The organism is Bradyrhizobium sp. USDA 326 (assembly GCF_049739485.1).
Taxonomy (GTDB): domain Bacteria; phylum Pseudomonadota; class Alphaproteobacteria; order Rhizobiales; family Xanthobacteraceae; genus Bradyrhizobium.
In genome coordinates, this window is sequence record NZ_JBMGQA010000001.1 from 2,467,339 (window position 1) to 2,479,505 (window position 12,167).

Annotated in this window: 11 protein-coding genes; 8 read left to right on the forward strand and 3 right to left on the reverse strand. The window is 66.0% G+C overall.

Annotation, left to right across the window (positions count from 1 at the left end; translation table 11 throughout):
• Positions 1–89 precede the first annotated feature (89 nt).
• Entirely contained in the window at positions 90–1,091 is a 1,002-nt protein-coding gene (locus tag ABIG06_RS11770; protein ID WP_124162429.1) for a 2-hydroxyacid dehydrogenase, read from the forward strand.
• Between the two features lie 3 nt (positions 1,092–1,094).
• On the opposite strand, the gene ABIG06_RS11775 is transcribed toward ABIG06_RS11770, so the two are convergent.
• The gene (locus tag ABIG06_RS11775) at positions 1,095–2,006 is read right to left on the reverse strand and encodes a LysR family transcriptional regulator (RefSeq protein ID WP_370136555.1); all 912 of its coding nucleotides are present in this window, start codon (positions 2,004–2,006) and stop codon (positions 1,095–1,097) included.
• Between the two features lie 115 nt (positions 2,007–2,121).
• Here ABIG06_RS11775 and ABIG06_RS11780 point away from each other — a divergent pair, with 115 nt between their 5' ends.
• The gene (locus ABIG06_RS11780) at positions 2,122–3,129 is read left to right on the forward strand and encodes an aldo/keto reductase (protein WP_370136557.1); all 1,008 of its coding nucleotides are present in this window, start codon (positions 2,122–2,124) and stop codon (positions 3,127–3,129) included.
• 9 nt (positions 3,130–3,138) lie between these two features.
• On the opposite strand, the gene ABIG06_RS11785 is transcribed toward ABIG06_RS11780, so the two are convergent.
• Positions 3,139–3,942, reverse strand: coding sequence for a HesA/MoeB/ThiF family protein (locus ABIG06_RS11785; RefSeq protein ID WP_370136559.1), 804 nt, complete (start codon positions 3,940–3,942; stop codon positions 3,139–3,141).
• Between the two features lie 231 nt (positions 3,943–4,173).
• Between ABIG06_RS11785 and ABIG06_RS11790 the strand changes: the two genes are divergently transcribed.
• Positions 4,174–5,532: a serine protease gene (locus ABIG06_RS11790; protein WP_370136560.1), complete on the forward strand. Its 1,359-nt coding sequence runs from the start codon at positions 4,174–4,176 to the stop codon at positions 5,530–5,532.
• Positions 5,533–5,771: 239 nt separating this feature from the next.
• Positions 5,772–6,515 carry a ParA family protein gene (locus ABIG06_RS11795; RefSeq protein ID WP_124162425.1) on the forward strand — a complete coding sequence of 248 codons (744 nt, stop codon included), beginning with the start codon at positions 5,772–5,774 and terminating at the stop codon, positions 6,513–6,515.
• Positions 6,516–6,706: 191 nt separating this feature from the next.
• Here ABIG06_RS11795 and mutM read toward each other — a convergent pair whose 3' ends face one another.
• On the reverse strand, positions 6,707–7,588 hold the full coding sequence (mutM, locus tag ABIG06_RS11800; protein ID WP_370136562.1) for a bifunctional DNA-formamidopyrimidine glycosylase/DNA-(apurinic or apyrimidinic site) lyase: 882 nt from the start codon (positions 7,586–7,588) through the stop codon (positions 6,707–6,709).
• 85 nt (positions 7,589–7,673) lie between these two features.
• Here mutM and ubiE point away from each other — a divergent pair, with 85 nt between their 5' ends.
• From ubiE to dut, 4 genes are read left to right on the forward strand one after another with little or no spacing between them, the layout of a single operon-like run.
• A complete protein-coding gene (ubiE, locus tag ABIG06_RS11805) occupies positions 7,674–8,432 on the forward strand; it encodes a bifunctional demethylmenaquinone methyltransferase/2-methoxy-6-polyprenyl-1,4-benzoquinol methylase UbiE (protein ID WP_424578578.1) in 759 nt (252 codons plus the stop codon).
• Positions 8,429–10,003, forward strand: coding sequence for a 2-polyprenylphenol 6-hydroxylase (gene ubiB / locus ABIG06_RS11810; RefSeq protein ID WP_124162422.1), 1,575 nt, complete (start codon positions 8,429–8,431; stop codon positions 10,001–10,003). Before ubiE ends, ubiB begins: the two co-directional genes overlap by 4 nt.
• Before the next feature lie 57 nt (positions 10,004–10,060).
• Positions 10,061–11,512: a bifunctional phosphopantothenoylcysteine decarboxylase/phosphopantothenate--cysteine ligase CoaBC gene (gene coaBC / locus ABIG06_RS11815; protein WP_370136565.1), complete on the forward strand. Its 1,452-nt coding sequence runs from the start codon at positions 10,061–10,063 to the stop codon at positions 11,510–11,512.
• Entirely contained in the window at positions 11,509–11,967 is a 459-nt protein-coding gene (gene dut / locus ABIG06_RS11820; protein ID WP_370136567.1) for a dUTP diphosphatase, read from the forward strand. The genes coaBC and dut overlap by 4 nt, the downstream gene beginning before the upstream one ends.
• The last annotated feature ends 200 nt before the right edge of the window (positions 11,968–12,167 follow it).

Consider the following 12,167-nt stretch of genomic DNA (forward strand, 5'->3'; position numbering starts at 1 on the left):
AGGGCAGTGTCGAACAACCGGGTTAATGAGGCCTCAACGACCTGCCTTTGGCGACAGAGGCGGCCCGCGACGCCTCATGAGAGCAGGACATGTCGGTGAAGAAAAAGCCCCTCGTCGTGGTGACGCGCAAGCTGCCGGATTCGATCGAAACGCGAATGCGCGAGCTGTTCGACGCGCGGATCAATCTCGAGGACACGCCGATGTCGGCCGAGCAGATCGCGGAAGCTGCGCGCACCGCCGACGTGCTGGTTCCGACCGTGACCGATCACATCAGCGCCGATATCGTCAACCAGCCCGACTGCAAGCTCCGCCTGATCGCCAATTTCGGCAATGGCGTCGACAATATCGACGTCGTGGCCGCCCATGCCCGCGGCATCACCGTCACCAATACGCCGAAGGTTCTGACCGAAGACACCGCTGACATGACCATGGCGCTGATCCTCGCAGTGCCCAGGCGGATGATCGAAGGCGCCTCGATCCTGACCGAAGGAAAGCCCTGGGCGGGCTGGTCGCCGACGTGGATGCTCGGCCACCGCATCGGCGGCAAGCGTCTGGGCATCATCGGCATGGGCCGCATCGGCCAGGCAGTGGCGCGCCGCGCGCGCGCTTTCGGCCTTCAGATCCACTATCACAACCGCCGTCCCGTCGCTCCTGTTATCGCCGAAGAGCTTGGCGCGACCTATTGGGAAAGCCTCGACCAGATGCTGGCGCGGATGGACATCATCTCGGTGAACTGTCCGCACACGCCGGCGACCTATCATCTGCTCTCGGCGCGGCGGCTGAAGCTGATCCGCAAGGACGCCTACATCGTCAACACCGCGCGCGGCGAGGTGACCGACGAGGACACGCTGATCAAGCTGATCGAAGGCGGCGAGATTGCCGGCGCCGGCCTCGACGTCTACGAGCACGAGCCCGCGGTCAACCCGAAGCTGGTGCGGCTCGCCAGAGCCGGCAAGGTGACGCTGTTGCCGCATATGGGCTCGGCCACGATCGAAGGCCGCGTCGAGATGGGCGAGAAGGTGATCATCAACATCCGCACCTTCCTCGATGCCCACAAGCCGCCGGATCGCGTGCTGCCGAGCATGCTCTGAGGCTTACGTCCCGCGCCCTTTGCGCTTGCGCCAGTCCGCGACGAAATCGATGAACGCACGAAGCGCAGGCGGCACCTGGCGTCGGCTCGGATAGTACAGGAACGGTCCGGGAAACGGCTCGCACCAATCTTCCATCAGCCTGACGAGCGTTCCCGATTTGACGGCATCGCCGACATAGCCGTCGAGCGTCGCCCATATGCCGACGCCGTCGAGCGCGGCGCGCATGGCAAGGCCCATATTGGTCGAGATCAGCTTGGCCGGCGGATCGACCTTCACGATCTGGCCGTTCTTCTCGAACTCCCAATCGTTCATGACGCCACTGGAGTAGCGGGCGCGGATGCAGTCGTGATCGAGAAGATCCTTCGGATGCTTCGGCCTGCCGCGCCGCGCGAGGTACGCAGGCGAGGCGACGACGGCATAGTGCTGCGGACCACTCAGCGGAATCGCCACCATGTCCTGCGCGAGGTGTTCGCCATAGCGCACGCCGGCATCAAAGCCGGCACTGACGATGTCGACGAATCCGCTCTCGGAAACGATGTCGAGATCGACCTGCGGATGCGCCGCGAGAAATGGCCCGACCATCGGCGCCAGCACCAGATCGACCGCCGGCGGCGGTGCGTTGATGCGCAGGCGCCCCGAGGCGACCTCGCGCAGACCGCGGACCTGATCCAGGGCATCGCCGACATCGCGCAACGCGGGAGCAACGCGCGACAGCAGCAATTCGCCCGCCTCAGTCAGGGCGACGCTGCGCGTGGTGCGGTTCACAAGGCGGACGCCGAGGCGCTCCTCCAGGTCCCGGAGCCGCTGGCTAAGGCTCGACACAGACACGCGAATTTCGACCGCCGCGCGCCGGAAATTACGGGTGCGGGCGACCGCCACGAAGACATCGAGATCGCGCAGGTCAGGCTCGGCCATTGTTCGCTAATGTGAACAAGCCATTCCGGATTGTCCAGCTTATCGGCCCAATCGGTCGGGCGCATATCCGTCCTCGTGACGCGGCGTTCAGCCGCCGCCTTCGAGGAGAGCCAACATGGAACAGCGCACTCTCGGTTCAACCGGCCCCACCGTCTCAAGCCTCGGTCTCGGCTGCATGGCCATGTCCGACGCCTATGGTCCTTCCGACCGCAGCGAGAGCATCGCCACCATCCATGCGGCGCTCGATGCGGGCATCACGCTGCTCGACACCGGCGATTTCTACGCCATGGGCCACAATGAAATGCTGGTCCGGGAGGCACTCAAGGACGTTTCACGCGAAAAGGTGCGGATCAGCGTCAAGTTCGGGGCGCTGCGCGGCCCCGCCGGCGACTTCATCGGCATGGACTGCCGGCCAGCCGCAACCAAGAACTTCCTCGCCTATTCGCTCCAGCGGCTCGGCACCGACCATGTCGACATCTATCGCCCGGCGCGCCTCGATCCGAACGTTCCCATCGAAGACACCATCGGCGGCCTCGCCGATCTCGTGAAGGCCGGCTACGTCAGGCATATCGGCCTGTCCGAGGTCGGCTCCGACACCATCCGCCGCGCGCATGCGGTGCATCCGATCGCCGACCTCCAGATCGAATATTCGCTGATCGAACGTGGCATCGAACGCGACATCCTCAAGACCTGCCGCGAGCTCGGCATCGGTATCACTGCCTACGGCGTCCTGGCGCGCGGCCTGATCAGCGGTCACTGGTCGAAGGATTCAGGCAAGGCCGGCAAGGACTACCGGCTGATGACGCCGCGCTTCCAGGGCGCGAACCTCGAGGCCAATCTCGCGCTGGTCGAGTCGCTGCGCACGATCGCGAATGACGTCGGCGCAACGCCGGCGCAAGTCGCAATCGCCTGGGTGGCGGCGCAGGGCCGGGAGATCGTGCCGCTGATCGGCGCCCGCACCCGCAACCGTCTCGACGAAGCGCTCGGCGCAACCAAGGTGACGCTGACGCAAGCTCATCTCGTGGCATTGGCAAAGGCCTTCCCGCCGGATGTCGCTTCCGGTACGCGTTACGCGGCCGAACAGATGGCTCATCTCGACAGCGAGAAACCGGCCACGAGGTAACGGCGGCAATCAGGTGCGATGGACGCCGAGATCCTCGAACACAGGCCCATCGCCGTTGAGCGGATTGGCCGGATCGCGGGAATAGCGCAGCGTCTCGAAGCGCATCGCGCGTGCGTCGATCATCAGGAGACGGCCGACGAGGCCGTCGCCGAAGCCGACGATCTCGCGGATCGCCTCCAGCGCCATCATCGAGCCGAGCACGCCCGCGAGCGCCCCCATGACGCCGGCCTCCGCACAGGCGGGCACCGTGCCGGGCGGCGGCGCCTCGGGAAACAGGCAGCGATAGGTCGGATTGAATTCGCCCTGCTCGTTCGTCTCGTGCGCGCGGATGGTGGTGAGCGAGCCGTCGAAGGTACCGAGCGCCGCCGTGATCAGCGGCCGCTTGGCGAAGAAACAGGCGTCGGAGACCAGATAGCGCGTCGAGAAATTATCGGAGCCGTCGAGCACGAGGTCGTAGTCGCCGATCAGGCCGAGCGCATTGTCGGCGTTGAGCCAAGTGGCATGACCGACGAAGCGGACATGCGGATTGAGCGCCGAGATCCGCTCTGCCGCGCTCTCGACCTTGTGGCGGCCGATATCGGGCGTCGTATGAATCACCTGACGCTGCAGATTGGACAACGACACCACGTCGTCGTCGACCACACCGAGCGTGCCGATGCCGGCGGCAGCCAGATACATCAGCGCGGGCGCGCCGAGCCCGCCGGCGCCGATCACCAGCACGGAGGCCCGTTTCAACGCGGCCTGTCCGGGACCGCCGACATCGCGCAGCACGATATGACGGGCATAGCGTTCGAGTTCGTCCGGGCTCAGCATCGTCCTACATTCCTCTCACTCCTCATGGTGAGGAGCGCGGAACGCGCGTCTCGAACCATGAAGGCCCCGATCTCGCCCGTGGCCATCCTTCGAAACGCGGCCTAGAGGCCGCTCCTCGGGATGAGGACTTGAGTTCGCGGCTCCTGTCAAACCTGAACCACCGCAACATTGTTCGCGACCAACGAGATGTGCTTCAATGGCGTGGCGTTCAATGGGCTGGCTGGATTTGTCATGAGATCGATGCTTGCGGCAACACTGATGTTCGCGGCCGCCACAGGCGCGCACGCGCAGATGACGGCGCCACAGGTCCGCGGCACCAACCCGAAGACGGTTCAGACCGTTCCGGTCCGGCCTCCCGCGATGCAGACGCCGTCAGCGACGGCCGATGCCATGGCAAAAGCGGAGCGGCTGTCGCTCCAGTCCGACCTCGCCTGGGTCGGCCAATATAACGGCGCCATCACCGGCGACGCCAGCGAACGCATGGTCAACGCCATCAAGGAGTACCAGAAGGCCAAGGGCGGCAAGCCGACCGGTGTGCTCAATCCGCAGGAACGCGCCACACTCGCCGAGGCGGCCCGAAAGAAGCAGGAGAGCGTCGGCTGGAAGATCGTGACGGAGCCGACCAGCGGCGCCCGGCTCGGTATTCCCACCAAGCTGGTGCCGCAGCAGGCAAGCGACGCCAACGGCTCGAAATGGACCTCGCCGACCGGAACCGTGCAGGTGCTGCTCAGCCGGCGCAAGGAGGTGAACCCGACCTCGGCAAGGCTCGCCGACCTGGAGAAGGAGCCGTCCGGGCGCAAGGTCGATTACACCGTGGTGAAGCCCGACTTCTTCGTGCTGTCGGGATTGCAGGGCCTGAAGAAATTTTACGTGCGTGGCACCTTCAAGGGTGACGAAGTCCGCACCATGACGATCCTCTACGACCAGGCGACGGAGAACACGGTCGAGCCGGTGGTGATCGCGATGTCGAGCGCGTTCAATGCATTTCCGTCCGGACCGCTGGCCGGGCCGCCGCCGCGCAAGACCGTCGAATATGGCACCGGCATCGTCGTCAGCGACGACGGTGCGATCGTCACCGATCGCCTCGTCACCGATGGCTGCCTCGCAATCACCATCGCCGGTCATGGCAGCGCCGACCGTCTCGCCGAGGACAAGGGGAATGATCTCGCGCTCCTGCACATCTACGGCGCCCGCGGCCTGAAGCCGCTCAGCCTCGCCGGCGGCGCAGCGAAGGCGAACGTCGACATCGTCGGCATCGCCGATCCGCAGAGCCAAGGCGGTGCGGCCGGCGTGTCGAACGTCAAGGCTGCGCTAGCGGCGGTCAAGCAGAGCGCTTCCGCACTGTCCCCGCCGCCGGCAATCGGATTCTCCGGCAGCCCTGCCATCGACGCCGACGGCAAATTCGCCGGCATGGCCTTGCTGAAGCCGGCAATGGTCGCGGGACCTGCGGCGTCGGTGCCGGCGTCACAGGCTATGATGGTCTCCGCAGAGGCGGTGCGCGGATTCCTGAAAGCGAACGGTGTCACCGCGAATGGCACGTCGACCGATGCAAAGGCCGCGGTCGTGCGCGTCATCTGCGTCCGAAAGTAGGCCGCTGCCGACTCCAATCTCGTGTCCCGGACGCTCTCACACGTACGACTACGGAGCCGGTAATGGTACGGATTCGCTGGCATTTGCGATTCCGCCATCATCGCTATCGTTGATTCGGACCTCCGCGATCCCCTTTGGATCGGGCCGGCACGTCCTGAGCGAGAAGCGCTCAGCATCCAGAAGCGATGCACGTTCGCGTGGCGTATCCCTGACCCAGAACTCCAAAGGATTGATCTTCAATGCACACGATCGTACTGGCCACCCAAAAGGGCGGCAGCGGCAAGAGCACGCTCGCCATCGGCCTCGCGCTGGCGGCCAAGCAGGCCGGCTTCACCGTTCGCCTGATCGAGACCGACCCGCAGGGCACCCTCTCCAACTGGCAGCGCCGCCGCAGCACCGACGATCTCGTCGTCGAGCCGATCTATCACGCCGCCGACATCGAGCCGCGTCTGAAGATGCTCGCCGACAGCGGCCTCCAGCTCGCGATCGTCGACACCGCGGCCGGCCTCAGCGCCGCGACCACCGCCGCGATCCGCCATTCCGACCTCTGCCTGATCCCGGCCCGCCCGAGCGTCGCCGACATCGAGGCGACCGCCTCGACGCTCAGCGTCGCACGCGCCTGGAAGCGGCCGTACAGCTTCGTGCTGAACCAGACGCCGATCCGTGGCCAGCGCATCGACAACGCCGCCAGCACCCTCGCCGAGGAAGCCGCGCTCGACCTCACCGACGTGCTCGCACGTCCGCTGATCGCAATGCGCAACGACCATCAGGACGCGCTGGCGAATGGTCTTGCCGTGAGCGAATTCGCGCCGAACGGCAAGTCGGCGGACGAGATCCGCGGCCTCTGGCGCTGGATCGAGACCCGGCTGGAGCTCGAAGCCCCGACCAATGTGCTGATCGACCAGGTCATCTCGGCTGCGCACGGCATGCTGCACGTCGCCAGCGAGCTTGCAGCGGACGAGACCACGACACTGGCGTCCTGAGCGGAGCAATCGCTCGGACGACAGTCGGGCTCTTCGCCATTCGGTGAAAGAGCCAAGCGACGAAGCAGTCCGGCCACCAGCCCCGCCGGATTGCTCGCCTCGCGCCTTGTAGCGAAGGCTCTATCCTCCCGTCACTGGTGGAGTCGTCACATTCGCCGAGTCTCAAGGCCTCTCGGCGGCAAGCCTGATAATTACTTCTGACATTTCGGACACCAGAAGGTCGACCGGCCGTTCTGCGTGAACCGCTTGATCGTGCCGCCGCAGCGCGGCGTGGTGCACGTCTCGCCTTCGCGATCGTAGACCTTGAACGAATGCTGGAAATAGCCGAGCTCGCCCGAGGTCTGGCGATGGTCGCGCAGGCTGGAGCCGCCGGCCTTTATGGCGTCGTTCAGCACGGTGTGGATCGCGCCGACCAGTCGCGTTGCATGGTCCGTCGGCTCGCCTTTCTTGGTCGACAGTGTCGCGGCGATCCGGCGCGGCGACAGATGCGAGCGATGCAGCGCCTCGCAGACATAGATGTTGCCGAGCCCTGCCACGACGCGCTGGTCGAGCAGCGCGGCCTTCAGGCTGGTGGTCTTGCCGGCGCAGGAACGCGCCAGCATCGCGGCGTCGAATTCGTTGCCGAGCGGCTCGGGTCCGAGCCCGCGGAGCAGCGGCTCGTCTTCGAGCGCATTGCGCGCGATCACTTTCATGTAGCCGAAGCGGCGCGGATCGTTGAACACGATGTCGGCGCCGGAGGACATCCGAAACAGCACGTGGTCGTGCGTGGAATCCTTGGCCCGCGGATAATGAAACTCGCCGGGCTGAGTGTCGTTGCCCGGCTTGATGACACGGAACGAGCCCGACATGCCGAGATGCATCAGCAGAACGTCGCCGGAGGCGAGATCGGCCATGAGATATTTTGCACGGCGGCCGAGGCCCGTGACGACCTGCCCCTTGAGCCGGGCCACGAAGTCCGGCTGAAACGGGAAGCGCAAGTCCGGCCGGCGGGCCTCCGCGACAAGGATTTTCGCGCCCTCCATCACCGGCTGAAGCCCGCGGCGGACGGTCTCGACTTCTGGCAATTCAGGCATGGTCAGGCATTCACCTTATGAGGGCGGTGTGATAGCGCCATTGCGGCGGCCGCGCTATGGTCCGCCTCGTGGAGCAGAGTAATGGATCGGCCCGGGCGAAACCACGCATTTTGGCTTCAGGGACGTTCCCCTGGGGGACAAGCAGACGCTGGTGAACGATGTGTTTCACAGCGTGGCGTCGCGCTATGACTTGATGAACGACCTGATGTCCGGCGGCCTGCACCGGGTCTGGAAGGACATCATGATCACGGCGCTCGACCCGCCCAGGGGCGACCGGCCGTTCGCGTTGCTCGACGTTGCCGGTGGCACCGGCGACATCGCGTTCCGCGCCGCCAAGGCCGCGGGCGCGGGTTTCCATGCCACCGTCTGCGACATCAACACCAATATGCTGGCCGTGGGCCGCGAACGCGCCGCCAAGCAGCATCTCGACACCCGGGTCGATTTCGTCGAAGGCAATGCCGAAGTGCTCGCCTTCGCCGATCGCAGCTTCGACGCATATACGATCGCTTTCGGCATTCGCAACGTGCCGCGGATCGACCTGGCACTGCGCGAGGCCTACCGCGTGCTCAAGCCCGGCAGCCGCTTCCTTTGCCTGGAGTTCTCCACCGTCGAGATGCCCGGCCTCGACAAGCTCTATGATCTGTTCTCGTTCAAGGTGATCCCGCCGCTCGGCCGCATGGTCACGGGCGACGCCGAATCCTACCAATATCTCGTCGAATCGATCCGCAAGTTTCCGAAGCCTGCCGCCTTCGCCGACATGATCCGCGACGCCGGCTTTTCCCGCGTCAGCTGGCAGACACTCTCCGGCGGCATCGTGGCACTGCATTCGGGCTGGCGTTTGTGATCTCTGCCCTCACCCACATTGCGCGCCTGATCCGCGCCGCGTTCGTGTTCGCGCGCGAGGGCGTGTTCGGCTCGGTCGATCCGAGCCTGGTGCCGCCCCCAGGACAGCTCGCGCTGAAGCTCGCGCGCCTCGTCGAACGCCGCGGCACCAAGCACGGCCCGCGGATCGCGCGCGCGCTGACGCGGATGGGCCCGGCCTATCTCAAGCTCGGACAATTCCTGGCCACGCGCCCCGATGTGGTCGGCGTCATCATGGCGCGCGATCTCGAAAGCCTCCAGGACCGCCTGCCGCCGTTCTCGCAAGCCGAGGCGGAAGCTGCGATCACGACCTCGCTGGAACGGCCGCTGAAGGACATCTTCGCGAGCTTCGGCCCGCCGGTCGCGGCCGCCTCGATCGCGCAGGTGCATCGCGGCGAGGTGCTCCGCGACGGCAGCCGCAGGCCGGTCGCGATCAAGGTGCTGAGGCCGAACGTCGCCGCACGCTTCCGCCGGGACCTCTCCGATTTCTTCTTCGTCGCGCACAAGGCCGAGGCCTATTCGGCCGAGGCGCGGCGCCTGCGCCTGATCGAGGTCATCAACACCATGTCGCGCTCGGTCGCGATGGAGATGGACCTGCGGCTGGAGGCGGCTGCGCTGTCCGAGATGGCGGAGAACACGCGCGACGATCCTGATTTCCGGGTGCCGACCGTCGATTGGGACCGCACCACGCACAACGTACTGACGATGGAGTGGATCGACGGCATCGCGCTGAACGACCACAAGCGCCTTGCTGAAGCGCAGGTCGACCTGCCCGACCTCGGCCGCAAGGTGATCCAGAGCTTCCTGCGGCACGCGCTGCGCGACGGCTTCTTCCACGCCGACATGCATCCGGGCAATCTGTTCCTGGATGACGCCGGCCGCTTGGTCGCGGTCGATTTCGGCATCATGGGCCGGCTCGGGATGAGGGAGCGGCGCTTCCTGGCCGAGATCCTGCTCGGCTTCATCACGCGTGACTATCGCCGTGTGGCGGAGGTGCATTTCGAGGCGGGCTATGTGCCCGCGCACCATTCTGTCGAGAATTTTGCGCAGGCCATTCGCGCCATCGGCGAGCCCATTCACAACCGCACTGCCGAGGAGATCTCGATGGCGCGGCTGCTGACGCTGCTCCTCGAGGTTACCGGCCTGTTCGACATGACCACACGGCCCGAGCTGATCCTGCTGCAGAAGACCATGGTGGTGGTCGAGGGCGTGGCCCGCGGCTTCGATCCCAAGCTCGACATCTGGAAGATCGCCGACCCCGTGGTGCGTGAATGGATCGAGCGCAATCTCGGCCCCATCGGCCGGGTGCAGGGCGCGCTGGCCGGGACCGGCGACATCGCGCGCGTGCTGATGCGACTGCCGGAGATCGCGGAGCGGTCGGTGAAGGTCCTCGAGCAGCTCGAAACCATGACCCGCGAGGGCATAAGGCTGTCGCCGGAGAGCATCGCGGCCATGGGGCGCAGCGAAGGCCGCAAGAACCGCTGGCGTACCGTGGCGCTGTGGATCATCGCCGCGACCTTCATCGGCATCCTGATCGCCGTCCGGAATCTATGATTGCACTGCAATCACACGAGTGATAGCATCGCTATCATTCCGTGCTGGAGGGACGTCATGGCAAGCCTGACCATCCGCAAGCTCGACGATGCCGTCAAAACCTATCTGCGGCTGCGCTCGGCCAAGAACCGCAGGTCGGTCGAGGAGGAGGTCCGGGTCATCCTGCGGGAGCTGATCGAGGGCCGCGAGGAGCCGCTGACGCCGTTTGCGGTGCCGCCTCCGCCCTCTGCCGCCCCGGCGTCGCAGCGCACCGGCGCCCTCCCCGAGGCCAGCGTCACCCTGATCATCGGCGGCGGCATCGCGGCCTACAAGTCTCTCGACCTGATCCGCAGGCTCAAGGAGCGCCGCATCGAGGTCCGCTGCGTGCTGACCAAGGCGGCACAGCAATTCGTCACGCCGCTCGCCGTCAGCGCGCTCTCGCATGAGCGCGTCTACACGGACCTGTTCGACCCCCAGAGCGAATTCGACGCCGGCCATATTCGACTCGCGCGCGATTGCGATCTGATCGTGGTGGCGCCGGCGACCGCCGACCTGATGGCGAAGATGGCGAACGGTCATGCCGACGATCTCGCCAGCGCCATCCTGCTCGCCACCAACCGCAAGGTGCTGCTGGCGCCGGCGATGAACCCGCTGATGTGGAGCAACGCGGCGACACGCCGCAACCTTGCCTTGCTCCAGCGTGACGGCGCCGTGCTGATCGGCCCGAACTCGGGCGAAATGGCCGAAGCGGGTGAAGCCGGCGTCGGTCGCATGTCGGAAGCCATCGAGATCGCCAATGCTGCAGAACGGCTGCTGCGGCCGCCAGTGCCGCGGCCGCTCGCCGGCAAGCGCGTGCTGATCACCGCAGGTCCCACGCACGAGCCGATCGACCCCGTGCGCTACATCGCCAACCGCTCCTCCGGCAAGCAGGGCTTTGCCATCGCCGCCGCCGCGCAGACCGCCGGCGCCGAGGTGATCCTGGTGAGCGGCCCGGTCGACCTCGACGATCCACCTGGAGTGACGGTGAAGCACGTGGAATCGGCGCGGCAGATGCTGGAGCAGGTGCAGGCCGCGCTTCCCGCCGATATCGCGATCTTCGCTGCCGCGGTCGCCGACTGGCGTGTCGCCAATGAAGGCGAACAGAAGCTGAAGAAAACCTCGGCCGGCATGCCGCCGCTTCAGCTGGTCGAGAATCCCGACATCCTCGCCACGATCTCGAAGCTGACCGACAAGCGCCCGCCGCTGGTGATCGGCTTTGCCGCCGAAACCGAACATCTCATCGACAACGCCAAAGCAAAGCTCGCGCGCAAGGGCTGCGACTGGATCGTCGCCAACGACGTGTCGCCGGCCACCGGCGTGATGGGCGGCGACCGCAACACCGTCCACCTCCTCAGCCGCACGAACGGTGCCAAGGACGGCGAGATTGCAGTTGATTCCTGGCCGGTGATGACCAAGGAACAGGTCGCCACCGAACTGGTCGCACACATCGTCCGAAGCGCGGCCGACAAATCCCTGGAGACGGCACCTTGAGCACGATGGTCACGGTCGAACTGCAATGCCTCGCCCATGCCGAAGGTCTGCCGTTGCCGGCCTATCAGACGGTGGAGGCTGCCGGCCTCGACCTGATGGCAGCCGTTCCGGACGCCGAGCCGATGACGCTCGCGCCCGGCCAATATGCGCTGGTGCCGACGGGTCTGGCGATCGCGCTGCCCGCCGGGCACGAGGCGCAGGTGCGGCCGCGCTCGGGGCTTGCGGCCAAGCACGGCGTCACCGTGCTGAACTCGCCGGGCACGATCGACGCGGACTATCGCGGCGAGATCAAGGTGATCCTGATCAACCACGGCGCGGCGCCGTTCGTGGTCAAGCGCGGCGAGCGCATCGCCCAGATGGTGATCGCGCCCGTGGTGCAGGCTGCGCTGGTTCCGGTGGCGACCTTGTCGGCGACCGGTCGCGGAGCCGGCGGCTTCGGCTCGACCGGCAGCTAGTTCTTGACCGCTCCCATGCTTGCGCGGAAGGAGCACATGTCCATCGCGGCTGGAAAATTCGCCTGACGCGCTAACGCACGGCAATTCCAGCCGAATCATCGCGAAGAACGACGTGACCGCGGAACCGCGCGCCCGGCATTTTTGTCTGGCCGCGTTTGCGTTCACGATCTGGACTCTTACCGCCGGAGTCACGGTGGGGG